Origin of the sequence: Amycolatopsis rubida, from assembly GCF_900115345.1 — a bacterium.
In the GTDB taxonomy this organism is placed as follows: domain Bacteria; phylum Actinomycetota; class Actinomycetes; order Mycobacteriales; family Pseudonocardiaceae; genus Amycolatopsis; species Amycolatopsis rubida.
On sequence record NZ_FOWC01000012.1, the window covers coordinates 41174 to 66073 of the forward strand.

The 24900-nt window shown below is 69.3% G+C and carries 23 protein-coding genes; 9 read left to right on the top strand and 14 right to left on the bottom strand.

From position 1 onward, the window contains the following. Positions 1–132 precede the first annotated feature (132 nt). Complete coding sequence (locus tag BM362_RS34105) at positions 133–1446, top strand: DUF349 domain-containing protein (protein WP_093575982.1); 1314 nt, start codon at positions 133–135, stop codon at positions 1444–1446. A 91-nt stretch (positions 1447–1537) separates the two neighbouring features. On the opposite strand, the gene BM362_RS34110 is transcribed toward BM362_RS34105, so the two are convergent. Both BM362_RS34110 and miaB read right to left on the bottom strand, forming a co-directional pair. Further along, a complete protein-coding gene (locus tag BM362_RS34110; protein WP_093575983.1) occupies positions 1538–2014 on the bottom strand; it encodes an Rv2732c family membrane protein in 477 nt (158 codons plus the stop codon). Next, positions 2011–3492: a tRNA (N6-isopentenyl adenosine(37)-C2)-methylthiotransferase MiaB gene (miaB, locus tag BM362_RS34115; RefSeq protein ID WP_093575984.1), complete on the bottom strand. Its 1482-nt coding sequence runs from the start codon at positions 3490–3492 to the stop codon at positions 2011–2013. Before miaB ends, BM362_RS34110 begins: the two co-directional genes overlap by 4 nt. Positions 3493–3725: 233 nt before the next feature. On the opposite strand from miaB, the gene BM362_RS34120 reads away from it, so the two are divergent. Continuing rightward, entirely contained in the window at positions 3726–4439 is a 714-nt protein-coding gene (locus BM362_RS34120; protein ID WP_093575985.1) for a heparin lyase I family protein, read from the top strand. Between the two features lie 19 nt (positions 4440–4458). Beyond that, positions 4459–5376 (top strand): TAXI family TRAP transporter solute-binding subunit, encoded by a 918-nt coding sequence (locus BM362_RS34125; RefSeq protein ID WP_067593495.1) that lies wholly within the window; start codon positions 4459–4461, stop codon positions 5374–5376. A gap of 264 nt (positions 5377–5640) precedes the next feature. Here BM362_RS34125 and BM362_RS34130 read toward each other — a convergent pair whose 3' ends face one another. Next, entirely contained in the window at positions 5641–7029 is a 1389-nt protein-coding gene (locus tag BM362_RS34130; RefSeq protein WP_093575986.1) for a sensor histidine kinase, read from the bottom strand. Positions 7030–7032: 3 nt separating this feature from the next. Then, positions 7033–7701: a response regulator transcription factor gene (locus BM362_RS34135; protein ID WP_067593489.1), complete on the bottom strand. Its 669-nt coding sequence runs from the start codon at positions 7699–7701 to the stop codon at positions 7033–7035. Between the two features lie 280 nt (positions 7702–7981). Between BM362_RS34135 and BM362_RS34140 the strand changes: the two genes are divergently transcribed. The 4 genes from BM362_RS34140 (at position 7982) to BM362_RS34155 (ending at position 11359) form a co-directional block, all read left to right on the top strand. Further along, positions 7982–8710: an amino acid ABC transporter ATP-binding protein gene (locus tag BM362_RS34140; protein WP_202506678.1), complete on the top strand. Its 729-nt coding sequence runs from the start codon at positions 7982–7984 to the stop codon at positions 8708–8710. Between the two features lie 130 nt (positions 8711–8840). Then, complete coding sequence (locus BM362_RS34145; RefSeq protein ID WP_093575988.1) at positions 8841–9746, top strand: glutamate ABC transporter substrate-binding protein; 906 nt, start codon at positions 8841–8843, stop codon at positions 9744–9746. A gap of 84 nt (positions 9747–9830) precedes the next feature. After that, positions 9831–10478, top strand: a complete 648-nt coding sequence (locus BM362_RS34150; RefSeq protein WP_037809751.1) for an amino acid ABC transporter permease — start codon at positions 9831–9833, stop codon at positions 10476–10478. After that, complete coding sequence (locus BM362_RS34155; protein WP_067593484.1) at positions 10475–11359, top strand: amino acid ABC transporter permease; 885 nt, start codon at positions 10475–10477, stop codon at positions 11357–11359. The genes BM362_RS34150 and BM362_RS34155 overlap by 4 nt, the downstream gene beginning before the upstream one ends. Before the next feature lie 368 nt (positions 11360–11727). Here BM362_RS34155 and BM362_RS34165 read toward each other — a convergent pair whose 3' ends face one another. The 6 genes from BM362_RS34165 to BM362_RS34190 all read right to left on the bottom strand — a co-directional run bounded on the left by BM362_RS34165 (position 11728) and on the right by BM362_RS34190 (position 17649). After that, the gene (locus BM362_RS34165; RefSeq protein ID WP_067593481.1) at positions 11728–12354 is read right to left on the bottom strand and encodes a hypothetical protein; all 627 of its coding nucleotides are present in this window, start codon (positions 12352–12354) and stop codon (positions 11728–11730) included. Between the two features lie 219 nt (positions 12355–12573). Next, positions 12574–13326, bottom strand: coding sequence for a succinate dehydrogenase/fumarate reductase iron-sulfur subunit (locus BM362_RS34170; RefSeq protein ID WP_067593478.1), 753 nt, complete (start codon positions 13324–13326; stop codon positions 12574–12576). Further along, positions 13323–15239 (bottom strand): fumarate reductase/succinate dehydrogenase flavoprotein subunit, encoded by a 1917-nt coding sequence (locus tag BM362_RS34175; protein WP_067593476.1) that lies wholly within the window; start codon positions 15237–15239, stop codon positions 13323–13325. Before BM362_RS34175 ends, BM362_RS34170 begins: the two co-directional genes overlap by 4 nt. A gap of 58 nt (positions 15240–15297) precedes the next feature. Next, the gene (locus BM362_RS34180) at positions 15298–16128 is read right to left on the bottom strand and encodes a hypothetical protein (protein ID WP_067593474.1); all 831 of its coding nucleotides are present in this window, start codon (positions 16126–16128) and stop codon (positions 15298–15300) included. Beyond that, positions 16125–16412: a hypothetical protein gene (locus BM362_RS34185; RefSeq protein ID WP_067593471.1), complete on the bottom strand. Its 288-nt coding sequence runs from the start codon at positions 16410–16412 to the stop codon at positions 16125–16127. Before BM362_RS34185 ends, BM362_RS34180 begins: the two co-directional genes overlap by 4 nt. A gap of 340 nt (positions 16413–16752) precedes the next feature. Continuing rightward, positions 16753–17649 (bottom strand): helix-turn-helix domain-containing protein, encoded by an 897-nt coding sequence (locus BM362_RS34190; RefSeq protein WP_067577747.1) that lies wholly within the window; start codon positions 17647–17649, stop codon positions 16753–16755. 228 nt (positions 17650–17877) lie between these two features. Between BM362_RS34190 and edd the strand changes: the two genes are divergently transcribed. Then, positions 17878–19818: a phosphogluconate dehydratase gene (edd, locus tag BM362_RS34195; protein WP_067577749.1), complete on the top strand. Its 1941-nt coding sequence runs from the start codon at positions 17878–17880 to the stop codon at positions 19816–19818. Next, complete coding sequence (gene eda / locus BM362_RS34200) at positions 19815–20438, top strand: bifunctional 4-hydroxy-2-oxoglutarate aldolase/2-dehydro-3-deoxy-phosphogluconate aldolase (RefSeq protein WP_093575989.1); 624 nt, start codon at positions 19815–19817, stop codon at positions 20436–20438. The genes edd and eda overlap by 4 nt, the downstream gene beginning before the upstream one ends. 63 nt (positions 20439–20501) lie before the next feature. On the opposite strand, the gene BM362_RS34205 is transcribed toward eda, so the two are convergent. The 4 genes from BM362_RS34205 to BM362_RS34220 all read right to left on the bottom strand — a co-directional run bounded on the left by BM362_RS34205 (position 20502) and on the right by BM362_RS34220 (position 24869). Next, positions 20502–21020, bottom strand: a complete 519-nt coding sequence (locus BM362_RS34205) for a regulatory protein RecX (protein WP_093576085.1) — start codon at positions 21018–21020, stop codon at positions 20502–20504. A gap of 495 nt (positions 21021–21515) precedes the next feature. Beyond that, positions 21516–22559 (bottom strand): recombinase RecA, encoded by a 1044-nt coding sequence (gene recA, locus BM362_RS34210; protein WP_067577753.1) that lies wholly within the window; start codon positions 22557–22559, stop codon positions 21516–21518. Positions 22560–22809: 250 nt separating this feature from the next. Continuing rightward, a complete protein-coding gene (locus tag BM362_RS34215; RefSeq protein WP_067577755.1) occupies positions 22810–23004 on the bottom strand; it encodes a DUF3046 domain-containing protein in 195 nt (64 codons plus the stop codon). 35 nt (positions 23005–23039) lie between these two features. Continuing rightward, positions 23040–24869, bottom strand: a complete 1830-nt coding sequence (locus BM362_RS34220) for an Hsp70 family protein (protein WP_093575990.1) — start codon at positions 24867–24869, stop codon at positions 23040–23042. Positions 24870–24900: the final 31 nt, after the last annotated feature.

The window sequence follows — 24900 nt, forward strand, 5'->3', positions numbered from 1 at the left end:
GGCGCGCGCTGAGCTGCTTGAATGCCGCTGGGGCCCCATGCCCCCGGCAGAGCACGACAACAGCGTAACCCGGCCCCGCTCACGCGGCGGGGCGCCCGCAGCCGCGGGCGTACAGGCGATAAGGAGCCTGCGATGGCCCAGGAGAACACGTCCCCCGGCACCCCGGCACCGCACCCGGTGCCGCACGCGCAGGGCGCCGGCCATGCCGCGCCGCCGGTGCCGCCCGCCGAGCCCGCCCCCGCCACCTGGGGCCGGGTCGACGCCGAAGGCACCGTTTACGTCTTCACCGCCGACGGCGAACGCGAGGTCGGGGTCTGGCAGGCCGGTACGCCCGAGGAAGGCCTGCTGCACTACGCACGCCGCTTCGACGACGTGCGCACCGAGGTCGAACTGCTCGAAACGCGGCTGAACTCCGGAGCGGGCGACCCGAAGCACGCGCTCTCCAGCGCCGCCCAGATCCGCGACGGGCTCGGCGAGGCGGCCGTGGTCGGCGATCTGAAGGCGCTCGCCGCGCGGCTGGAGTTCGTGATCGGGCTGGCGGAGAAGGCCCTGGTCAACGTCAAGCACGAGCGCGAGGAAGCCCGGGCCGCTGCCGTCGCGCGCAAGCAGGCGCTGGCCGACGAGGCGGAGAAGATCGCCGCCGAATCCACCCAGTGGAAGGTCGCGGGCGACCGGCTGCGCGCGATCCTCGACGAGTGGAAGACGGTCAAGGGCGTCGACCGCAAGACCGACGACGAGCTGTGGAAGCGCTTCTCGAAGGCACGCGAGGCGTTCAACCGCCGCCGCGGCTCGCACTTCGCCGAACTGGACAAGCAGCGGGCGAGCGCGAAGCAGCGCAAGGAAGAGCTGATCGCCGAGGCCGAGGCGCTGTCCGACTCGGACGACTGGGGCGCCACCGCGGGCCGGTACAAGGACTTGATGGCCGAGTGGAAGGCTGCCGGGCGCGCGCCGAAGGACAGCGACGAGGCGCTGTGGCAGCGGTTCCGCGCCGCGCAGGACGCGTTCTTCGCCCGCCGCTCGGCGGTGTTCTCCGAACGCGACGCGGAGTTCGCCGGCAACGCCCAGCGCAAGGAAGAACTGCTGGTCGAGGCCGAGAAGATCGACGTGGCGGCCAACCTCGAGGCAGCCAAGTCGGCGCTGCGCCGGATCCAGGAGCAGTGGGACGAGATCGGCAAGGTCCCGCGCGAACGCATCCGCGAACTGGACGGACGGCTCAAGGCGGTGCAGGACGCGGTGAAGTCGGCCGAGGACAGCCGCTGGCGCCGCACCGACCCGGAGGCGCAGGCGCGTGCCGCGCAGTTCCGGGAGCGCGTCGAGCAGTTCGAATCGCAGGCCGCCAAGGCCCGTGCCGCCGGGGACGAGCGGCGGGCGAAGAAGGCCGAGGAGCAGGCCGCCCAGTGGCGGGAATGGATGGAGGCCGCGGAAGCCGCGGTCGCCGATCGCTGAGCTGATTCCCGGAACGGCCGGTACCGCTCGGTGCCGGCCGTTTTCGCTGCCCGGTTCCCGACGGTCCGTGAAGGACGGTCGCCGGAGGCGGTCAGGTGCGCGAGAACGCCGTCCGCATCCAGAGCGTCGCCAGGACGATCGTCGCGATCCACGCCACGATCATGCCGATTCCCGGACCGTCTCCGGCCGCTCCGCTGGCGTGCGCGGACTGCTGCGACCAGATCGCCAGCAGGCCGTCGACCGAGGCGAACCAGCCGCCCGCGGCGCAGCACCACGCGACCCACCAGCGGCGCGACACGAGCGCGACCGCGCCGATGAACACGCCGACGCCGGTGGACGTCACGGCGAACAGCTGCGGGACCCCGCCCGCCTCGCCGGCCAGCGTCTCCCAGCCCGCGCGGCCCTGGGCCCACGGCAGGATCTGCGCCACGAGCAGCACGAACATCAGCACCGAGATGGTGAACCCGCGCCTGCCCAGCTCCACCGTGCGCGCGGCGCGGCGCCCCGCGTCGTCGATCTCGTCGCTCAGCCTGCGGTCGACCTCGGTCGGCGTTCCCGGTTCGCTCATCCTGCACACCCACTCACCGGGGCCGGCTGCGCCGCCGGGGCTCCGAAGCCCGGCAGTCCCAGGGTGACCCCGCTCGTCTTGGGCCGAAGACCGGCTTCGGCGTTGTCGCCCGCTCGCGTGCGGCGATGCGTCAGGAGGTCGCCGTCGGCGACGAGGTGGTGCGGCGCGCCGTAGCTGATCACCGTCTCCACGACGTCGCCCGGCCGGACCGAGCGGTCGACGGCCGGACCGGCCGGCGTGAAGTGCACCAGCCGTCCGTCGCGGGCGCGCCCGCTCATCCGGTGCGTCTCCGCGTCCTTGCGTCCCTCGCCCGCGGCGACCAGCAGCTCGACCCGGCGGCCGACCAGCGTGCGGTTCTCTTCCCAGGAAATCTCGTTCTGCAGCTCGACCAGCCGGTCGTAGCGCTCCTGCACGACCTCCTTGGGCAGCTGCTCGGCCATGTCCGCGGCGGGCGTGCCGGGGCGCTTCGAGTACTGGAAGGTGAACGCGCTGGAGAACCGCGCGGCGCGGACGACCTCGAGCGTCGCCTGGAAGTCTTCCTCGGTCTCGCCGGGGAAACCGACGATGATGTCGGTGGTGATGGCGGCGTCCGGCATCTTGGCGCGCACCTCGTCGAGGATGTTCAGGAACCGCGCCGACCGGTAGGACCGGCGCATCTCGCGCAGCACCCGGTCCGAACCGGACTGCAGCGGCATGTGCAGCTGGTGGCAGACGTTCGGGGTCTCGGCCATCGCGTCGATCACGTCCGAGGTGAACGCGGCCGGATGCGGCGAGGTGAACCGCACGCGCTCCAGCCCGTCGATCCCGCCGGTCGCGCGCAGCAGCTTGCCGAACGCGAGCCGGTCGCCGAACTCGACGCCGTAGGAGTTCACGTTCTGGCCCAGCAGGGTCACCTCGAGCACGCCCTCGGCGACCAGCGCCTCGACCTCGGCGAGAATCTCGCCGGGACGGCGGTCGCGCTCCTTGCCGCGCAGCGACGGCACGATGCAGAACGTGCAGGTGTTGTTGCAGCCGACCGAAACCGACACCCAGCTCGCGTAGGACGATTCGCGGCGCGCGGGCAGCGTGGACGGGAACGTTTCGAGCGATTCGAGGATTTCGACCTCGGCCTCGGCGTTGTGCCGCGCGCGCTCCAGCAGCGTCGGCAGCGAGCCGATGTTGTGCGTCCCGAAGACGACGTCGACCCACGGCGCGCGCTTGACGATGTCGCCGCGGTCCTTCTGCGCGAGACAGCCGCCGACGGCGATCTGCATGTCCGGATTGGCGACCTTGTCCGGGCGGAGGTGCCCGAGGGTGCCGTAGAGCTTGTTGTCCGCGTTCTCCCGCACGGCGCAGGTGTTGAACACGACCAGATCCGGCTTCGCCTGCCCGGGAGCGGGGACGTAGCCCGCTTCCTCGAGCTGCCCGGCGAGCCGTTCGGAGTCGTGCACGTTCATCTGGCAGCCGAACGTGCGGATCTGGTACGTTTTCGCGTTCATCGTGCTCCAGCCTAAACCCCGGGGCCCGCGCCGGACCCGGCACCCGCCCGGCGGACGTTATGCGACGTGCCTCGCCGAGCATTCCGCTAATCGGGAAATGTGCCGTTGACCGGGAACGGAAATGCACCGGAACGGTCTCCGCGGAACAATTTCCGCCATTGTTTTCCGCACACTCCCGAAGATAAGATCATCGCCATTGTTCCGAATCGGACCGCCGCCGCTCTGGAGGAAAAGTGCGCAAGGTTTTCGCTTGCTCCGCGGCCGCGGTCGCGAGCACGTTCGTCGTCGCCGCGCTGGCGGCCGCCCCGGTCGCCGCGGAACCGGTTCCGCAGTCGGTCACCTGGTCGGCCGACCCCGCCGACGGCGTGGGAGCGTTCAACTCGGTCCAGTGCGCCGACGGCCACTTCAAGACCGCGACCGACGCCGCCAAGGGCAAGGTGTGGGTCGCCGAGCAGCTCGCCAAGGAGGAGCGCTGCGAAGCGGTCGGCCCCGACCTCGCCGCGGGCAAGACCTTCTACCTCGGCTGGTCGTCGAAGTACCGCGTCACCGACTCCACCAGCCGCTACGTGTTCCAGCTGAAATGCAGCCCGAGCAGCGGCACCGCGAACCATCCGATCGTCCTCAAGATCTCCGGCGGCAAGCTCCAGCTGGAGGAATGGACCACCGATCACACGAGCGTCAAACTCTGGAACGCGCCGGTCTCCAACGACCAGTGGCACGACATCGCGTTCCGGATCTCCACCGACCGCACCAAGGGCACCATCCAGTTCTGGTTCGACGGCGAACGGCAGACGTTCTCCGACGGGTCCGCCACCTACACCGGCACCACGATCGACGGGGACCGGAACTACCTGAAGTGGGGCGTCTACCACCAGGCCGACGAGACGGCGACGCAGTGGCTCGGCGAGATCCGGATGGGCGGCAGCCTGGCCGACGTCACCGGCTGACCTCTGGCACCATCGCTGCATGCGATGGAGGCCGACCGCGGCGCTGGCAGTGCTCTTGGTGCTGCTGAGCGGGTGCGGGCCGAGCTTCGCGAACCTGCACCTGCGCGTCGCGGCCGGGTCGGTGGGCGGCGTCTACCACGATCTGGCCGGGCCGCTGGCGTCGGCGTGGGCGGGCGAACTCGGCATCGAGACGCCCCGGGTGCTCGCCACCCAGGGGTCGCGCGACAACCTCAACCGAGTGCTTTCCGGGAGCGCGGACGTCGCGTTCGTCGCCGCGGACCTGGCCGCGGACGCGGCGGCCGCGCACCCCGGCAAGCTCGCCGCGCTGGCCCGCATCCACGACGACTACCTGCACATCGTCGTCCGCGAGGACTCGCCCTACAACGCGGTGTCCATGCTGCGCGGCCGCCACATCGCGGTCGGCTCTCCGGAGTCGGGCGTCGAGTACATCGCCGACCGGGTGCTGCAGGTAGCCGGGCTGAAAGGCGCGGTCACGGTCAACCAGCTGAGCCTGGAGGATTCGCTCTCCGCGCTCGAGAACCGCAAGATCGACGCGATGTTCTGGTCCGGCGGGCTGCCGACGCCGCTCATCACCGAGTACAACCGCAAGGTCGGGCTGCGGCTGCTCGACATGTCCGATCTGATGCCGGGCATGCAGCGGTTCAGCCCGGTGTACGGCACCGCGACCATCCCCGGCAGCACCTACGACCAGCCCGGTCCGGTCACGACGCTGGTGGTGCCGAACTTCCTGGTCGTGCCCACCTCGATGTCCGCCGACGTCGCCGAAGCGCTCACGAAGGGCCTGTACGACGCCCGCCCGCAGCTCGCGGCGGTCAACCGGGCGGCGCTGTCGATCGACGTGCATCCGGGGATCGAGACCGGTCCGCTGCCGTTGCATCCCGGCGCGCTGGCGTATTACCGCGCGGAGAAGGTCTAGATCGAGACCACGGTGACGAGGCCCGGCCGGTTTGGACGGCGGCCGTCCGCGTCGACGACCCGCCACCCGCCCGCGCGCGTGCCGGGCGGGGCGAGCCAACGGCCGCGGCGGTCTCCGCGCAGATGACCTCGCCGCCGCCTTCGAGACCGGCACCGGCGGCCAGGTCGTCCGGTCGGCGGTCCAGTCGCGGCCGATGCCGCACGGCAGGACTTGTCCGAACACCGCGTCCGCCGCTTCGCGACACGCGGCGACCGCCGGAGCCCATCAGCGCTCCGCGACCGGGAAGTCCATCGCGATCCGCAACCCGCCGCCGTCGGGCAGGGACAGCTGAATCTCGCCGCCGGAATGCCGGACGATCTCGGTCACGATCGCCAGCCCCAGCCCCGATCCGGGCACGTTCTGATGCGCTGTGCTCCGCCAGAACCGGTCGACGGCCCGCTCCAGCTCGTCCTCTCGCAGTCCGGGACCGTGGTCGCGAACCGACACCGTCACGCGGTCTTCGACGACGTTCGCGGCCACCTCGACGGAAGCACCGGAAGGGCTGAACTTGAGCGCGTTGTCCAGCAACGCGTCGAGCACGACCTCCAGCCCCCGCGGCGGCACGAGCACACGCGCGCCGTTGACGTCCACCGCGCTCTCCAGCGAGACCTCCCGTGCCGCCCCGACCACGGACCAGTCGGCGACGCGATCGGCGATCACTTCGGCGAGGCCTTCGGAAACCAGCTCGCCGCCAGCGGACTCCGCGCGGGCCATGGACAGCAGTTCGTCGAGGATCTGGTTCAGCCGCTTGGCGTCCACCTGCGCCGCTTCGAGATCGGCCGCCGCGGCTTCGTCGGTGACCTGGCCGTCGAGATTGCCCAGCCGGATCTTCAACGCGGTCAACGGATTGCGCAGCTGATGCGAGGCGTCGGCGACGAACGCCCGCTGCGCGGCGAGCGCTTCCGACACACTCGCCGCCATCCGGTCGAACGACCGGCCCAGCTTCCGCAGCTCCGGCGGACCGCCGCTCTCCCCCACCGGCTCCGCCTCGCGGCCGCTGACCACAGACGCGACCAGCGCGTCGGTCGCCTCGTCCAGCCTCCGCACCGGGCGCAGCGTCCAGCGCACCACCGGCAGCGCGACGAGCAGCGCGAGCCCGAACGCGACCAGCGCGCACGCGGCCAGCAGCAACCATTGCCACAGCAGCTGGGTGCGGACGTGATCGGTCGCGGACTCCGTCACCACCGCGCCGCGCACCTCGCCGTCGATGAGGATCGGCTCGGCCAGCACCAGCGGCTTGCTCGCCCACGGCATCAGCAACGGCCCGGCTTCGGGCGGACGGGCGGCGAGCGCCTCGTTCACCGGCACCCGGATCGCGGGCCGGTCGACGGCGCCGCCCACCGAGCTCAGCACCGGCTCGCCGTCCTGGTTCACCACGACCACTTTCACGCCGTACACCTCGGTGTACCGGCGCAGTTCGGGTTCCAGCAGGCCGAGCTGGTTGTCGAGCAGCGGCCGCTGGGCGAGCGAAGCGAACCGCGAGGTGTCGGTGAGCCGGTCGAGGAAAAGCTTCTGCTGAAGGCTGCTCGCGATGCTGAGGGCGAGCGGGATGCCGAGCCCGAACACGAGCAGCGCGACGAGCGTGACGACGATGCCCTGCAGCCGGACGCGCACAGTTCAGTCCCGCCGGATGCCCAGGCGGTAGCCGACGCCGCGCACCGTCTCGATCAGCGCCGGGCGGCCGAGCTTGGTGCGCAAGGTGGCGACGTGCACGTCCAGCGAACGGCTCTCCGCCGCGCCGCGGTGCCCCCACACCTCGTTGAGCACCTGTTCGCGCGAGCACACCGCGCCGCCCGCCGCCGCTACCAGCGCGAGCACCTGGAACTCCTTGCGGGACAACGAGATCGGCTCGCCCGCCACCAGCACCTCGTACCGGGCGAGGTCGATCCGGACGTCGCCGACCTCCACCACCGGCACGGACGGCGCGGGCCGCTCCACGCGCCGCCGCCGCACGGCCTCGACACGCGCGAGCAGTTCCTCCACGTCGTACGGCTTGACCAGGTAGTCGTCGGCGCCGGCGCGCAGGCCGTGCACCCGGTCGTTCACCTCGCCGCGCGCGGACACGACGATCACCGCGACGTCGCTGACCGCGCGGATCTGCCGGCACAGCACCACGCCGTCGACGTCGGGAAGCCCCAGGTCGAGGAGGATCACGTCGACGTCGTGGACCCGGTCGAGCACCCCGGCCCCGGACGGCAGCCGCTGCATGGTGAGGCCGCGGCGGACCAGCGCGGGCACGAGCGCCCCGGCGACCCGGTCGTCGTCTTCCACCAGCAGCACGCGCACGCTTGCTCCTCCCCGGTGATCCAGACCACGGTAGCCGGACTCTAGGGCGCCACGCCCCGCGGACACGGTGCGTGGCGGCCGCCACAGTCCCGACTAGGCTGAACGCCGCCACGACGGCCGCATCCGATACGTAGTTGAAACCCTAAGTATTGCTCAAGCCGTCTTTACAAGAGATGTCCCGGTAGTAGGTTTCCGCAAGCGTTGCGGAACCCCAGTTCCGCGGACGCCGCTGACCAACGGAGCTCTGGAGGCCACGATGACCACCGAGGTGGCGACGCCGATGATCAAGGCGGCCGCCGTGAACAAGTACTTCGGCGAGCTGCACGTGCTGCGCGAGATCACGCTCGAGGTGCCGCGCGGCCAGGTCGTCGTCGTGCTCGGGCCGTCCGGGTCGGGCAAGTCGACGCTGTGCCGCGCGATCAACCGGCTCGAGCCGATCAACTCCGGCGAGATCGCCGTGGACGGCGTTCCGCTGCCCGCCGAGGGCAAGGCGCTCGCCGCGCTGCGCGCCGACGTCGGGATGGTCTTCCAGCAGTTCAACCTGTTCGCGCACAAGACGATCGTCGAGAACGTCATGCTCGCGCCGGTGAAGGTGCGCAAGACCGCCCAGGCGCAGGCTCGCAAGACCGCGATGGAACTGCTCGAACGCGTCGGCATCGCGAACCAGGCCGACAAGTACCCGGCCCAGCTGTCGGGCGGCCAGCAGCAGCGCGTCGCGATCGCCCGCGCGCTCGCGATGAAGCCCAAGGTGATGCTGTTCGACGAGCCGACCTCGGCGCTGGACCCGGAAATGGTCCAGGAGGTGCTGGACGTGATGACCGGGCTGGCGAAGGACGGCATGACCATGCTCGTGGTCACGCACGAGATGGGCTTCGCCCGGCGCGCCGCCGACCGCGTCCTCTTCATGGCCGACGGCGAGATCGTCGAGGACACGACGCCGGAGGAGTTCTTCACCAAGCCGAAATCCGACCGCGCCAAGGACTTCCTCGGCAAGATCCTGACCCACTGACCCGTTCGGGGGAATCCCCCGGCGCCCCGGGTCCGAGGTGGCTGTACTCGGCCGTGTCCCTCGGCCCCGCCGAATCGGTACCGACAGTTCCCGGGCACCTGTTTCCCGGACAGACATGGGAGAGACTGACATGAGGATCCGCACCCTCGCGGCCGCTCTGCTCGCCGGCGGGCTGCTGCTCACGGCCTGCGGCAAGGAAGGCACCCCGGCCGGCTCCGGCGGGGACGCCAACGCCAGCGCCGCGCCGCTGCCCACCTACGAGGTGGCCAAGGACGTCAAGCTCGACGGCTCGCCGGTGTTCACGAAGATCAAGTCCGCGGGCACGATCACCATCGGCGTCAAGGACGACCAGCCCGAACTGGGCCAGAAGGACCCGAAGACCGGCAAGTTCCAGGGCTTCGACATCGAGATCGCCCGGATGGTCGCGGCCGGCCTCGGCTTCGGCGAGGACAAGATCAAGTACACGACGGTCGACTCGGCCGCCCGCGAACAGGCCATCTCCAACGGCCAGGTCGACCTCTACGTCGGCACCTACACCATCAGCGACAAGCGCAAGAAGCTCGTGTCGTTCGCCGGCCCGTACTTCCAGGCCGGACAGGACCTGCTGGTGCGCGCCGACGACAACTCGATCACCGGGCCGGAGACGCTGAAGGGCAAGAAGGTCTGCTCGGTCACCGGGTCGACCCCGATCCAGCGCGTGCGCGAGCAGAAGCTGACCGACCAGATCGTCGAGTTCCAGAAGTACTCGCAGTGCGTGGAGAAGCTGCAGACGAAGGACGTCGACGCGCTCACCACCGACGACGCGATCCTGAAGGGCTACGCCGCCCAGGACAAGGACAGCTTCAAGGTCGTCGGCAAGCCGTTCTCGAAGGAGCCCTACGGCATCGGCCTGAACAAGGACGACAAGGTGCTGCGCGACAAGATCGACGACCTGCTGCAGGCCTCGATCGACAACGGCACCTGGAAGAAGATCTACGACGCGACCCTCGGCAAGTCCGGCGCGCCCGCGACGCCGCCGGCCATCGAGCGGTACTGACCTGATCCGGCGGCCGGTGGGCGAAGCTTTCGCCCACCGGCCGCCGTACACCCACTATCGGCACACGGACGCGGGGAAGGCTCCATGGACGTCCTGCTCGACAATCTGGACCTCTTCGGTCCGTTCTTTCTCACCACGATCGAACTGTTCCTGATCGCGGGAGCGTGCAGCCTGGTGCTGGGCACGATCCTCGCGATGCTGCGGGTGAGCCCGGTCCCGGTGCTGCGCGCGATCGGCACGACGTACGTCACCGTCCTGCGCAACACGCCGCTGACGCTGGTGTTCGCGTTCCTCGTGTTCGCCTACCCGCTGCTCGACATCGTCAAGATCGACTACTTCCCGACCGCCGCGGTGGCGCTGACGATCTACACGTCGGCGTTCATCTGCGAGGTCGTGCGCTCGGGCATCAACACGGTGCCGATCGGCCAGGCCGAGGCGGGCCGCGCGCTGGGCCTGTCGTCCGGGCAGATCCTCGGCGGCATCGTCCTCCCGCAGGCGCTGCGGTCGGTCGTCCCGCCGCTCGTCAGCATGCTCATCGCGCTGCTGAAGAACACGACGATCGCCAGCGGGTTCTCGGTCGCCGAGGCGGGCGCGATCCGGCAGTACGTGTCCGAGCGCGGCGACAACCAGATGATCGCGCTGCTGTGGGTGGCACTCGGCTTCATCATCCTCGTGTCGGTGCTGTCGCTGGTGCAGCGCAGCCTGGAGAAGCGCTGGAGCGTGGCCCGATGAGCACGGTTCTTTTCGACACCCCGGGCCCGAAAGCACGGGTGCGGCACCGGCTTTACGCGGTGCTCGGCATCGTCGTCGTGGCGGCGCTGGTCGCGTTCGTGGTCTACCGCTTCATCGACAGCGGCCAGTTCTCCGCCCGCAAGTGGGAATGGCTGCAGTACTCCCAGGTCCAGAGCGACCTCGCGAACGCCGTGCTGGCGACCGTGAAGGCCTTCGCACTGGGCGCGGTGCTGGCCATCGTGTTCGGCGCGGTGTTCGCCGCCGGACGGCTGTCCGACCACGCGTGGGTACGCGGGATCTGCACATTCGTCGTGGAGTTCTTCCGCGCGATCCCGCTGCTGATCCTGATGTTCCTGTTCTACTACGGCCTCCCGACCCTCGGCGTGGACACGTCGCCGCTGTTCGCGGTGGTGCTCGGCCTGACGCTGTACAACGGCTCGGTGCTGGCGGAGGTCTTCCGAGCGGGCATCCAGTCCCTGCCGAAGGGCCAGAGCGAAGCCGCGTACGCGCTCGGCATGCGCAAGACCCAGGTGATGTTCACGGTCCTGCTGCCGCAGGCGCTGCGCGCGATGCTGCCGACGATCATCAGCCAGCTGGTGGTGCTGCTCAAGGACACCGCGCTCGGCTTCCTCGTGACGTACCCGGAGCTGCTGTACTACGCCCGCTACATCGGCAGCCAGGGCGACTTCGGCCGCCCGATCGTCCCGTCGACCCTCGTGGCCGCCGCGATCTACATCGCGATGTGCCTGCTGCTGACCGCGCTCGCGACGTACCTGGAGCGTCGCAACCGCCGCAGCAAGAAGCACATCGACACGGACGCCAAGCAAGCCGCGGAAGTCACCACCGCCGCGACCGGCGGCCTGCACGGCGGCCCTCTCTGACGGTTCGTTCGTCTTTCACTCGAAGCCCCCGGTGCTGCTTTCCTTGCGGCGCTGGGGGTTTCTTGTTTTTCGGCCTTGCGCTGTCGGGTGTCGCGGTGGTCCAGCGGCGGGACTGCCCCGCTGGGCAGCCGGAGCGACACTCGCTTGCCCCACGACGCTGTCGTCGCCGCACCGTCCGCTTTGGCTCCCCCGCAGAACTCCTGCCGCGGTTCTCCGCCGGTCGGGCGCGCTGCGAGTTCCGTTGGGGGCAAACGGAAAACGAACCAGCCGCCGCCCGCTTCTCCGTGTCCGGGTTCCAGTGCGCCCCGCCGGAATTCCCGGCCCGGCACCGCGTCTTTTGCCGCCGGGGATCACGCGAGCGCCGGTGATCACGACTCCTCCCTTCCGGAGAGTTCTTCCCTGGCAAGGGAAATCGTCTCTTCGGCCAGCGTGGCAAGCTCCGCTTCCCGGCTCGCCGCGGCACGAGCCAATCGAGTGATGCCCTCGACCCAGGAACCCGTGCTAACGTCGATCTCATCAATGCGAGAACATCCCCGTGACAAGAGCCCGCGAGCATCGTCGTAGCGGCCGCGAGCAACTGCCTTGATCGCTCCCAGTGCGTTGGCCAGCGCACTGGCCGGCTTCGACCACTCTCCGTCCCGCGCATGGTCGGCCGGATCGCACGGACCGGCCCCAACCTCGCGCACGGCTAGATCAAGCCGCCAGAACAAGGAAACCTCAGCGAACCGCACGAACAGCAACCGCTTTCGCGTCGAGTGGAAGCAGTCAGGCGCCGTCCGGACGGCCGCCACCGGCTGCACCCGCTCCAGCGTCGCCCGTACGGAGGCCAGGCAGCCGGCCAGGCCCCCGTCGGGCACGAGCCACTCGACGTCGATGTCGCTGTACTCGTCCGCGGTTCCCGTGCGCAGCGAACCGCGCAGCTGCGCACGGGAACCGCGGCACGAGACGGCCAGCGCCTCGATGATGCGGTCCGCCAGCGCGTCCCGTTTCATCATCGGTGCCAGTGCCAGTGCCAGTGCCAGTGCCGATGCCGATACCCATGTCGGCATCGGTACCGGCGCTCGCCCAGCCGCCCGGCCGGGCGGTATCTGATCCATGCCATTACGCCCGCTGTCGCTGCCTGAGGAGGAACCGCCTATCGCCCCACCACAACTGAATACGCCCGCGGTCGCGAACCCGGGCGCCGCGGCCTCGTGCGGACGGAGCCCGCTGGGTCACCGATTGCGCCGGAACAGCTTGTCTCCCAGCCAGACAATCGGGTCGTACTTGCGGTCGGCGACGCGTTCCTTCATCGGGATCAGTGCGTTGTCGGTGATGTGGATGCCTTCCGGGCACACCTCGGTGCAGCATTTGGTGATGTTGCAGAACCCGAGCCCGTGCTCGTCCTGCGCGGAGTCGCGGCGGTCGGCGACGTCCAGCGGATGCATCTCCAGTTCGGCGATCCGCATGAGGTAGCGCGGCCCGGCGAAGCTCTCCTTGTTCTCCTCGTGGTCGCGCACGACGTGGCAGGTGTTCTGGCACAGATAGCACTCGATGCACTTGCGGAATTCCTGCGAGCGCTCGACGTCCACCTGCTGCATCCGGTACTCGCCGGGCTTCAGCCCCTCCGGCGGGGTGAAGGACGGGATCTCGCGTGCCTTCGTGTAGTTGAACGACACGTCGGTGACGAGGTCGCGGATCACCGGGAAGGTGCGCATCGGCGTGACCGTCACGACCTCGGCCTCGGTGAACGTCGACATGCGCGTCATGCACAACAGCCGCGGTTTGCCGTTGATCTCCGCCGAGCAGGAGCCGCACTTGCCTGCCTTGCAGTTCCAGCGCACCGCGAGATCCGCGGCCTGGGTGGCCTGCAGCCGGTGGATGATGTCGAGCACGACCTCGCCCTCGTTCACCTCCACGGTGAAGTCCTGCAAGTCGCCGCCGGTCGCGTCGCCTCGCCACACGCGGAACTTCGCCTGGTAGCTCACGCGGTCCTCCCGGGGTGGGTCTCCAGCTCGCCGTCGGTGAAGTACTTGCCCAGCTCGTCGAGTTCGAACAGCTCAAGCAAGTCCGGCCGCATCGGCACCTGTTCCTTCACGGCCACGTCGACGTCCGGCACGAGCGGGTTGTCACCCGGCCGCGCGGAGCAGACAAGCAGCCGGTGCCGCCATTCCGCGTCCATCGACGGATAGTCGTCGCGGGTGTGGCCGCCGCGGCTTTCGGTGCGGGTCAGCGCCGCGCGGGCGACGCATTCGCTCACCAGCAGCATGTTCCGCAGGTCGAGCGCGAGATGCCAGCCGGGGTTGAACTGCCGGTGGCCCTCCACCGTCACCTGTCCCACCCGCTGCCGGATGTTCGCGAGTTTGTCCAGTGCCTGCCGGATTTCCCCGGCCTTGCGGATGATGCCGACGAGATCGTTCATCGACTGCTGCAGCTCAGTGTGCAGCGTGTACGGATTCTCCGGCGTGCCGTCCGCGGGCGGGTTGAACGGTTCGAGCGCCATCGCGGCCGCGGCGTCCACATCGGACTGCGAAACCGCGGGCCGGTCCGCAAGCCCGTCCACATAGGACGCCGCGCCAAGACCGGCCCGGCGGCCGAACACGAGCAGGTCCGACAGCGAGTTGCCGCCGAGCCGGTTCGACCCGTGCATGCCACCGGAGCACTCGCCCGCCGCGAACAGGCCGGGGACGCTGGCCGCGCCGGTGTCCGGGTCGACCTCCACGCCGCCCATCACGTAATGGCAGGTGGGGCCGACCTCCATGGCCTCCTTGGTGATGTCGACGTCGGCGAGTTCCTTGAACTGGTGGTACATCGACGGCAGCCGCCGCTGGATCTCCTCGGCGGGCAACCGGCTCGCGATGTCGAGGAACACGCCGCCGTGCGGGGACCCGCGCCCCTCCTTGACCTCGGAGTTGATCGCCCGCGCCACCTCGTCGCGCGGCAGCAGGTCCGGAGTGCGGCGGTTGTTCTCCTGGTCGGTGTACCAGCGGTCGGCCTCGCCCTCGCTGTCGGCGTACTGGCCCTTGAACACCTCGGGCACGTACTCGAACATGAACCGTTTGTCCTCGGAGTTCTTGAGCACCCCGCCGTCGCCGCGCACGCCCTCGGTGACAAGGATGCCCTTGACGCTCGGCGGCCAGACCATCCCGGTCGGGTGGAACTGCACGAACTCCATGTTGATCAGCTTCGCGCCGGCGCGAAGGGCCAGCGCGTGCCCGTCGCCGGTGTATTCCCACGAATTCGACGTCACCTTGAACGACTTGCCGATGCCGCCCGTCGCGAGCACGACCGCGGGCGCCTCGAACAGCACGAACCGCCCGCTCTCGCGCCAATAGCCGAACGCCCCGGCGACCGCGCCGTTGTCCAGCAGCAGCTCGGTGACCGTGCATTCGGCGAAGACCTTGATCCGGGCCTCGTAGTCGCCGTACTTCTTGAAGTCTTCCTGTTGCAGCGAAACGATCTTCTGCTGCATAGTGCGGATCAGTTCGAGCCCGGTGCGGTCACCGACGTGCGCGAGCCGCGGATACGTGTGCCCGCCGAAGTTGCGCTGGCTGATCCGCCCGTCCGCAGTGCGATCGAAAAGCGCCCCGTAGGTTTCCAGCTCCCAAACGCGATCCGGCGCTTCCCGAGCGTGCAGCTCGGCCATCCGCCAGTTGTTGAGGAATTTCCCGCCGCGCATGGTGTCGCGGAAGTGCACCTGCCAGTTGTCGTTCGAGTTCGCGTTGCCCATCGACGCCGCGCAGCCGCCCTCGGCCATCACCGTGTGCGCTTTGCCAAACAGGGATTTGCACACCACCGCGACGCTGAAACCGCGTTCGCGCGCTTCGATCACCGCACGCAGACCGGCGCCGCCGGCACCGATCACCACCACGTCGTAGCTGTGCCGTTCGACCTCGGTCATGGAATAAGCCACCTCACGAGCTGGGGAGAACTGCCTTGCGCTGCTGGATTTCCGGGGATCAGCCCACGAATCGCAGGTCCGAGATCGCGCCGCTGGACACGAGCATCACGTAGAAGTCGGTCAGCACGAGCGTGCCGAGCGTCGTCCACGCGAGAGTCATGTGCCGGGTGTTGAGCTTCGTGACCTGCGTCCAGATCCAGTACCGGACGGGATGTTTCGAGAAATGCTTGAGCCGCCCGCCGGTGACGTGCCGGCACGAGTGGCAGGAGAGCGTGTACGCCCACAGCAGCACGACGTTCAGCACGAGAATCACGTTGCCGAGCCCGAAGCCGAACCCGGTGGGGCTCTGGAAGGCGACGACGGCGTCGTAGGTGTTGACGAGCGAAACGATGCACGCGACGTAGAAGAAGTACCGGTGCACGTTCTGCACGATCAACGGCAGCCGCGTCTCTCCGGTGTAGCGCGCGTGCGGTTCGGCGACCGCGCAGGCCGGCGGGGAAAACCACACCGAGCGGTAATAGGCCTTGCGGTAGTAGTAGCAGGTCAACCGGAACCCGAGCAGGAACGGCAGCACGAGCACGCCGAGCGGCAGCCAGGACGGCATCTCGCCGAACCAGTGCCCGAAGTGGCTGGATCCCGGGACGCACGAGGTGGACACGCACGGGGAGTAAAACGGCGTCAGATAGTGGTATTCGGGCACCCAGTAGGCGGTGCGCACGAATGCCCGGACAGTCGCGTAAACGACAAAGGTGGCCAGCCCCAGCACAGTGAGCAGGGGCGAGAGCCACCACCGGTCGGTGCGCAGTGTCCGGGCGGCGAGCCGCGCCCGCCCCGGCGCTCGAACACCGGTGCGGGCGCGGCTGACGTCGTTGTCAGCGGGGGCGCTCACCGCTGGTCGCGCTTGTAGCCACCGACACCTTCGTCGTCAGCGCCGCTCCACAGCGCCGGATCGTAGGGAGTATCCGGGACAGGAACGCGTTCGGCGGGTTTCGCCTGCGCGGGCACAGCGGGCGGGTGCCCGTCCAGATCAGCGGTGTCGATGTCGAGCCGCTCGACGTCGTTGGCCAGCCGGCGCACCGCGGACGCGTCGCCGTAGCGCGATCGCAATGCGCCCACGCACTGCCGCAACTGGCCGATGGTGCGCCGGAGTTCGGCGATCTCTGTGGTGGACATCGGAAGCCTCCCTGGTGGTGGGACCGGCAGTTCGGGTGACGATCAACGTCGCCAAGTACGACTCTGCCTCGCGCGGTGCACTGTGACAAGTAGCACATTTACCAGCGTGTTGCCTCCTGACCTCGGATTCGAGGCTCAATCAGGGGTCTCCGGAGGGGTTCCGAGCCGCCAGTCGCGCAGGTCAGGCCGCCGGTGCCGGTTCGATCTCCGGGCCGACCACGCTGCAGATCGTCGCGGCCGCTCGGTCGCGACTCGTATCCGTGAGTCGGAGACGAGTCGCGCACTTCGCGGGCCAAGATGAGCAGAGCGTTGCCCGAAAATCACTAATTGTTACAGGCGTCTAGTCCGCCGGATCCTCACCCGCAAGAAGCCTTGCCAGCTCGGCATCGGTCGCCAGCCGCTGGGCTTTCACCTCCTTCGCGAACCCGGCCACCGCAGCCGACAATCGACCCAGCGAATCAGCTGGAGACAACGCGGATTCGGCCAGCCGCTCGACTGTTCCCGCGTACGGGGCGGCCTGCTGGCCGGTCAGGAAGACGCCGCCGAGATGGTGCGGGCAGAACACGACTTCCGAGGCGTCCCGCTGCCGGTACCAGCTGAACGCGTCCTCTGTCACGACTTGGCCGGGGACCACCCGGATCGTCACTGTTCGCGAGAACTCCGCCAGTTTCTTGAGGTACCGCACCTGCCGCAGCATCACCTCGGGATCGCCGAAATAGTTCCTCAGCGCCTCGGGCCCGATGAACATCTGCGCCCCGACCGCCTCCGCGCCGAACAGATTCCTGCTGCGGTCCAGGCGGTTCTCGACGATCTGCTCCAAAATGTCCTTGTCCCGCAGGCCAGGACCGGCCGCCAGCCGCGTGTAGTCGGGAATCTGCAGCAGATCCGGAATGAGCAGCGGAGCCCACACGGTCACCGACGTCGCGTCCTGTTCACGCTCGACCAGCATCGCGCACGCCTGCGATCCCGGGATGAACCAGCTCAACCCCGCCACACGGCGCGCCAGCGACATGATCCGCGCCTTCCGCTCCCCGACCACCCCGAGCGCGCCCAGCACACCCGCGACGTCCTCCGGCGTCGGAACCCGCTCGCCCCGCTCCCAGCTCGACAGCAACGCCGGATCCACGCCGACCCACCGGCTCAGCTCAGTCAGGTCGAAACTCGCCTCGATCCGGACGCTCCGCAACGCCGCACCCAAACCACGCTCCTGCGGAGTCGGCATCTTCGAATCTCGCATCAAGTGTCACCTCCGGCCGCGGATAGTGCCCGTCATCAACCGTTAACACCCATATATCGGCATCAGGCACCGACACGGACTTCGACGACTGGACCGACCCCAGCATCGTACCGGGTCTTCTGAATCGATTTTGTTTCCGGCGGGTTCTCAGGTTACCGTGTGCACCGTCACGTTCCCGCGACGCCAGCGCCGCCGTCTCGCGAACCCGTCACGAGCCGGGAGCTTGAGATGAGCAGCAGCCCGAACCCGACCGCCGCGGTGCACCGCGTGCTTGCCGACGTCACCGACCGGATCGCCGAGCGCAGTGCGGGCACGCGGGCGGCATACCTCGCCCGCAGCGCGGCCGCTTTCGAGGAGGGGCCGGTCCGCCGCGGCCTCGCTTGCAGCAACCTCGCGCACGGATTCGCCGCCATGGACGGCGTCGACAAGCAGGCGCTGCGTCAGCTGCGCGCGCCGGGGGTGGCCATCGTGTCCTCGTACAACGACATGCTCTCCGCCCACCAGCCGATGCAGGAATACCCGGCGTGGCTGAAGAAATCGGTTCGCGAAGCCGGCGGCGTCGCGCAGTTCGCGGGCGGGGTGCCTGCGATGTGCGACGGCATCACGCAGGGGCGTCCGGGCATGGAGTTGTCGCTGTTCAGCCGCGAAGTGATCGCGATGGCGACGGCGATCGCGTTGTCCCACGACATGTTCGACGCGGCGTTGCTGCTGGGCGTGTGCGACAAGATCGTGCCGGGGCTGTTGATCGGCGCGCTGTCGTTCGGGCATCTGCCCGCGGTGCTCGTGCCTGCCGGTCCGATGAATTCAGGCTTGCCGAACAAGGAAAAAGCCCGGGTGCGGCAGCTGTACGCGGAGGGGCTCGCGACGCGGGAGGACCTGCTCGACGCGGAAGCCGCGTCGTATCACTCAGCCGGCACGTGCACGTTCTACGGCACTGCCAACTCGAACCAGATGGTCGTCGAGGTGATGGGCCTGCACTTGCCGGGTGCGAGCTTTGTGCCGCCGAACACGCCGTTGCGCCAGGTGCTCACCGAAGAGGCTGGCCGACGCGTCGTCGAACTGTCCCGCGGCGAGGCGTACACGCCGATTTCGCAGGTGCTGGACGAAAAAGCGTTCGTGAACGGCATCGTGGCGCTGCTGGCCACCGGCGGGTCGACCAACCACACGATGCACCTGGTGGCGATCGCCGCGGCGGCCGGGATTCAGCTGAGCTGGGACGATTTCTCGGACCTGTCCGCGATCGTGCCGCTGCTGGCGCGCGTGTATCCGAACGGCAGCGCGGACATCAATCACTTCCACGCGGCGGGCGGCATCCAGTTCCTCGTCGGCACGCTGCTCGACGCGGGCTTGCTGCACGAGGACGTGCTCACCGTCGCGGGTCGCGGTCTGCGCCGGTACACGCAGGAGCCGATCTTGTCGGACGGCGAGCTGGTGTGGCGAGACGTGCCGACGCGCAGCCTTGACGAAGAGGTGCTGCGTCCGGCCTGGCGGCCGTTCGCGCCGGACGGTGGGCTGCGGATGGTGGAAGGCAACTTGGGCCGAGCAGTCACGAAGGTGTCGGCGGTCGCCCCGGAGCACCGCGTCGTGGAGGCACCGGCGCGGGTGTTCACGTCGCAGGACGCATTCCGGGTTGCCTTCGAGGCTGGGGAGCTGGACCGGGACGTGGTCGTGGTGCTGCGCCAGCAGGGTCCGCAGGCGAACGGCATGCCGGAACTGCACGGTCTGACGCCTGCGTTGGGAGTGTTGATGGACCGGGGGTTCCGGGTCGCGCTGCTCACCGACGGGCGGATGTCGGGTGCGTCGGGCAAGGTGCCGGCCGCGATTCAGGTGACGCCGGAGGCCGCGGTGGGCGGGCCGATCGCCCGGATCGCCGACGGCGACGTGGTCCGGTTCGACGCGCGGTCCGGATCGTTGGACGTGCTGATCGCGGACGACGAACTGGCGCGCCGGGATCTGACGGACGCCCCGCCCTCGGAAGCCGCGTGGAGCGGGACCGGGCGGGAGCTGTTCGGGGCGTTGCGGCGCGCGGTCGGCCCCGCTGACCAGGGCGCGAGCGTGTTCGGGGCGCTCACTCCGGAGCTGGACCTCGCCCGGGGAGTTCCGCCATTCGGAAGCGGGACAATGGGTGAGTCCTCGTACGCTCTCCAGACCCAGGAGGTCGGTCAGTGACCACCGGCACGGACCTGCTCGCTCTGTCCCCCGTGATGCCCGTCGTGGTGATCGACGACGTCGGCGACGCGGTGCCGACGGCCCGCGCCCTGCTCGCCGGCGGGATCGGGGTGATCGAGCTGACGCTGCGCACGCCGGTCGCGCTGGCCGCGATCGAGCGGGTGGCTGCGGACGTGCCGGACATCGTCGTGGGCGCCGGCACGGTGACGTCGCCGGAACAGGCGAAACAGGCCGCCGGCGCGGGCGCGAAGTTCCTGGTGACGCCGGGCTGCACGGACTCGGTGCTGGACGCCGCGTTCGCCACCGGACTGCCGTTCCTGCCGGGCGCGGCCACGGTGTCGGAAGCGATGCGGCTGGCCGAACGCGGGGTGAGCGCGCTGAAGTTCTTCCCGGCGGAGGCCAGCGGGGGCGCGGCGTTCCTGAAGTCGATCGCCGGACCGCTGCCGCAGCTGCAGTTCTGCCCGACCGGCGGGATCACGGCGTCGTCGGCCCCGTCGTACCTGGCGCTGCCGAACGTCGGCTGCATCGGCGGCTCGTGGCTGACGCCCGCGAAGCTGTTGGCGGCCAAGGACTTCGCCGCTGTCGAGAAGCTGGCTGCCGAAGCCGCCGCGCTGCGCTGAGCCGTTCCGGACACCCGTCGTCTCCACGCTGGAGACGGCGGGTTTCTTCGTGCCGCAGGGCGATCAGTCGACCATCACGTCGTCCAGCATGCTGGATTCCGCGCCGAACTCGCTCAGTTCGTCGCGGATCACCGTGTACGCCAGTCCTTGCGGATAACCCTTGCGCGCGAGAAACCCGAGCAGCCGGCGGATCGCGGTCTGCTCGTCGACGTTCCCGAGCGACCTGAGCCGCTTGCGCACCAGCTCGCGCGCACGTTGTTCCTCGGCCTCCCGATCGACTTCCTCCGCCGCTTGCGCCGCGATCTCGTCGTCGACGCCCTTGCGCCGCAGTTCCGCGACGAGCGCTGTGCGCGACAGCCCTTGGTTGGCGTGCCGGTCGCGAACCCAGGCTTCGGCGAACTCGGCGTCGTTGACGAGACCGGCGCGGTCGAGCTTGCCGAGCAGGGTTTCGGCCGTCTCGCTGTCGAAACCTTTGCGCTGCAACGTCTGTCGCAGCTCCTCGACCGCCCTGGGCCGGGCGGCGAGGAGGTCGAAGCAGATCTCCTTGGCCTTCTTGGCCCGCTCCTCCGGAGGCAACTCCATCGGATCGACCTTCGGTGCCCTGGCCACGACCACACTCCCGTTCCCGATGCCGCCCTCGGACGACGGCACCTCCCTCTCGACGCCGATTTCCACCGGCACCGGCCATCGCTGGTCCAGCACCGGCACAAAGTCCTGCCGACCGAACCGCGGCCGGCGAAACCCGCCCGGCTCGGACCCGCCCGCATCGGCAATTCCGGCACCGGCCAACCCGTTCACCGCTTCACACCAGTCAGGCACACCGCGCCGGAGTCGGGCCCCGGCGGCGCCGACGTCCGCCTTGGCTGTCCGCTCCGCTCACGACTCGCACCGCGCCCAGCCAGCCCGCACCAGCCGGAGGACCTGTCCTCGCGGGGCACCGGAGACCAACGCCTCCGGAACACCGCCGCACCCGGAGATCCCGTCGCGGCGAAACCGCGTGAGACTCATGCCTCGGCGGGCCCGGTGCCAGGCCCGAGCACCGGGGAGGGAACCTGCCGATCCCCTCCCCTCCCCGGATCAGAAGTCGACCGGCGCGGGCACTGTCTCGACTTCGGCGTCGACCTGCGGGCCGATGTTGAGCTTCTCCTTGATGCGCTTCTCGATCTCGTTGGCGATGTCCGGATTGTCGCGCAGGAACTTCCGCGCGTTCTCCTTGCCCTGGCCGAGCTGGTCGCCCTCGTACGTGTACCAGGCACCCGACTTGCGCAGAATGCCCTGTTCGACGCCCATGTCGATGAGCGAGCCCTCGCGGGAGACGCCCACGCCGTAGAGGATGTCGAACTCGGCCTGCTTGAAGGGCGGGGCCATCTTGTTCTTGACGACCTTGACCCGGGTGCGGTTGCCGACCGGCTCCCCGCCGTCCTTGAGCGTTTCGATGCGGCGCACGTCGAGCCGGACCGAGGCGTAGAACTTGAGCGCCTTGCCGCCGGTGGTGGTCTCCGGCGAGCCGAACATGACGCCGATCTTCTCGCGCAGCTGGTTGATGAAGATCGCGGTGGTGCCGGAGTTGTTCATCGCACCGGTCATCTTGCGCAGCGCCTGGCTCATCAGGCGCGCCTGGAGGCCGACGTGCGAGTCGCCCATCTCGCCCTCGATCTCGGCGCGCGGCACGAGCGCGGCCACGGAGTCGATGACCAGGATGTCGAGCGCGCCGGAGCGGATCAGCATGTCCGCGATCTCCAGCGCTTGCTCGCCGGTGTCCGGCTGGGAGACGAGCAGCGCGTCGGTGTCGACGCCGAGTTTCCTGGCGTACTCCGGGTCCAGCGCGTGCTCCGCGTCGATGAACGCCGCGATGCCGCCGTTGCGCTGCGCGTTGGCCACCGCGTGCAGGGCGACCGTGGTCTTGCCGGAGGACTCCGGGCCGTAGACCTCGATGACGCGGCCGCGGGGCAGGCCCCCGATGCCGAGCGCGACGTCGAGGGCGATCGCGCCGGTGGGGATCACGGAGACGGGCGGACGGTTGTCCTCGCCGAGGCGCATCACCGAGCCCTTGCCGTACTGCTTGTCGATCTGCGCAAGGGCGAGCTCGAGCGCCTTGTCCTTGTCGGGTGCTGCTGGCATGGAAGTCCACCTCGCTGGTTGGGGCCTGTGTTGTTCGGTTGTCCAGATCAAGCTTGTCCGGGGTCCAAGCTCTCTGTCCGGTCCGACGCTACGGGGAGGGACCGACAATTCCAGGCGCGGCGACTGATCTGTGGATCGCTGGCCCCGTTGTGCACAACACCATAGACGAACAGGTGTTCGAGGTTTACCGCGACACGCCCATCCGGCGCGGTTTTCGCCCGCTCCCGCGTCCGACGCCGGAACCCGCAGGTCAGCGCCGTTCCGGCGGCACCTCGAACTCGACGCAGACCGCTCGCCAGATCTCCTTGGCCGGAGTCCCCGAGTTCAGCGCTTCTTCGACCGTGCGCCCGCCGAGCCCGCTGAACACGTGGTCCTTGGCGAGCATCTCGGCGCGTCCGGACCCGAACTCCTCGGCCATCAGCCGTCGGAACACCGTGATACGCATCGGGCGAATGCTAGCTTTCCCGCCTCCGGCGGGGATCACTCCCCCGGCTGGACGTTCTGCTCGAAGTAGTCGGCCAGCGCGCCCGGCGTGGCCGCCTGCCCGCCGGAATTCACCTGATAGAGAAATCCGGCGAGGGGCCGGTCCTTCACGGTGAACACGAGGACCGCCGACGACTGCCCGGCCGCCGCCGCGTAGTGCCCTTCGAGCGCGTTGCCCTTCCAGTCCGCTTCGGTGCGGTCGCCGCCCGCGGAGGAGAGCAGTCCGTCGGTGTACTGCTTCAGCTCCGCTGCCGACTGTCCCTGCACGTACGTCACCTGCGTGCCCGCGCGCCCCGGCGCGGCACACGTCGACGCGGGCCCGAGGCTCTTCGCCGGCGCGGCGGGGCCGTTGCCCATGCCGGGAGCACAGCCGCCGTTGTCAGCGACCTTGCCGGCGAGCTGACGCATGCAGCCGGTCAGTCCGGACGAGTCGGCTTGGCCCGGCGTACGGCACTCATCGGCGGTGTACGTCTTCACCGACGAACCCTGTGTTGTCAGGAACACTGTCAGCCCCGCAGCGAGCACGACCACCACAGCTGCCGCGATGCCGATCAACAGCTTGGTGCGGCTCTTCTTCTCCGGCTTAGCGGGCGTGTACGTCGGGAAGTTGGACGGCGCTGGCGAAGACTGGAACGGCGGCATCTGCTGTGGCTGCGTCGGTGAGTACGCTGGGTAGCCGCCCTGCGGCACAGCAGGCGGCGCGTACGGCGCACCTGACGCCACCTGGCCCTCGACGTTCTGCGTACGCATCGACAGTCCGTCTTTAGCGACGTGCTGTGCACCCAGCGCGACGGCCGTCTCAGGCTGGTCGAGACTCGTGGGGACGACGCCGAGCTTCTCCGCGATCATCGACCCGACCAGCGGCAGCCGGCTAGAACCGCCGACAAGGTAGATGCCGACGAGACGATCCGAGGTCAGCCCGGACGAACGCAAGGTCCGCGAAAGCAGCTCAACGCTGCGCAGCATTGCCGGACGCACCAAGCCTTCGAGCTCTCCGCGCGTAACGAGCACGTCCTTGAACGGCTCCGGCATCGGCACCTCGGTCTGCGGATGCCGAGACAGTGCCTCCTTCGCGGCCTTCACGTCTTCTTGCAGCGCGCGTCGCGTACGCCGGTCCGCAGTGGACTCGGGACGAAGCAGCCGCTGCCAGCGCTGCGGGTCCGAGTGCGACACCTCACGTCCTACGTGGACCATTAGCGCCTGGTCGACGTCGAGACCGCCGAGGTCGGGCAGACCGTCCTCGGCGAGCACTGTGTAGCCGTTCTGGTTCGCGCCGACGACTGCGACGTCGAACGTGCCCGCGCCCAGGTCGTACACCGCGAGAGCCTGCCCTGGAGCCAAGGCGCGCTCGGGAAACGACGCGAAGTGTGCCGCAGCCGCGACTGGTTCCGGCACGAGAACGATGTTTCCGCGGATACCGGCGAGCCGCGCCGCGCTCAGCAGCACGTTGCGGCGCACCGGACCCCACTGCGCGGGGTGGGTGAGCCGGACCTCGTCCGGCTGTTCGCCGCCGAGCTGGCGCGTGGTCTCGTCGAGCACCCGGCGCAGGATCGCGGCGAGCGCTTCGTTGACCGGCACGACGTCTGTGCCGAGCAGCAGCGTCTGCTCGTCGATGCGCCGTTTAGGGTTGGGCTCGAACCGTGTCGGGTCGAGCCGCGCACGACGTTCGGCGTCCCGGCCGACCATGAGCGTGCCGTCTTCCCCGGCGAACACCGCGGAGGGCATGTTGGCCGACCCGTCGACCTCTACGACGCGTGGCGGCCTGCCGTGCGCGGAAAGGACGGCAACGGTGTTGGACGTCCCGAGGTCCACCGACAGGATCCGCACAGTAATTTCCCCTCGACTCAAGCAGCGCTGG

Coding starts and splice junctions, on each gene's coding strand:
- BM362_RS34145 (WP_093575988.1), top strand. CDS start 8,841: ATGAGGATCCGCACCCTCGCGGCCGCTCTGCTCGCCGGCGGGCTGCTG.
- BM362_RS34215 (WP_067577755.1), bottom strand. CDS start 23,004: ATGCGTATCACGGTGTTCCGACGGCTGATGGCCGAGGAGTTCGGGTCC.
- BM362_RS34105 (WP_093575982.1), top strand. CDS start 133: ATGGCCCAGGAGAACACGTCCCCCGGCACCCCGGCACCGCACCCGGTG.
- edd (WP_067577749.1), top strand. CDS start 17,878: ATGAGCAGCAGCCCGAACCCGACCGCCGCGGTGCACCGCGTGCTTGCC.
- BM362_RS34185 (WP_067593471.1), bottom strand. CDS start 16,412: ATGTCCACCACAGAGATCGCCGAACTCCGGCGCACCATCGGCCAGTTG.
- BM362_RS34140 (WP_202506678.1), top strand. CDS start 7,982: ATGATCAAGGCGGCCGCCGTGAACAAGTACTTCGGCGAGCTGCACGTG.
- recA (WP_067577753.1), bottom strand. CDS start 22,559: ATGCCAGCAGCACCCGACAAGGACAAGGCGCTCGAGCTCGCCCTTGCG.
- BM362_RS34110 (WP_093575983.1), bottom strand. CDS start 2,014: ATGAGCGAACCGGGAACGCCGACCGAGGTCGACCGCAGGCTGAGCGAC.
- BM362_RS34165 (WP_067593481.1), bottom strand. CDS start 12,354: ATGATGAAACGGGACGCGCTGGCGGACCGCATCATCGAGGCGCTGGCC.
- BM362_RS34125 (WP_067593495.1), top strand. CDS start 4,459: ATGCGATGGAGGCCGACCGCGGCGCTGGCAGTGCTCTTGGTGCTGCTG.
- BM362_RS34155 (WP_067593484.1), top strand. CDS start 10,475: ATGAGCACGGTTCTTTTCGACACCCCGGGCCCGAAAGCACGGGTGCGG.
- BM362_RS34190 (WP_067577747.1), bottom strand. CDS start 17,649: ATGCGAGATTCGAAGATGCCGACTCCGCAGGAGCGTGGTTTGGGTGCG.
- BM362_RS34205 (WP_093576085.1), bottom strand. CDS start 21,020: ATGGAGTTGCCTCCGGAGGAGCGGGCCAAGAAGGCCAAGGAGATCTGC.
- BM362_RS34150 (WP_037809751.1), top strand. CDS start 9,831: ATGGACGTCCTGCTCGACAATCTGGACCTCTTCGGTCCGTTCTTTCTC.
- BM362_RS34175 (WP_067593476.1), bottom strand. CDS start 15,239: ATGACCGAGGTCGAACGGCACAGCTACGACGTGGTGGTGATCGGTGCC.
- miaB (WP_093575984.1), bottom strand. CDS start 3,492: ATGAACGCGAAAACGTACCAGATCCGCACGTTCGGCTGCCAGATGAAC.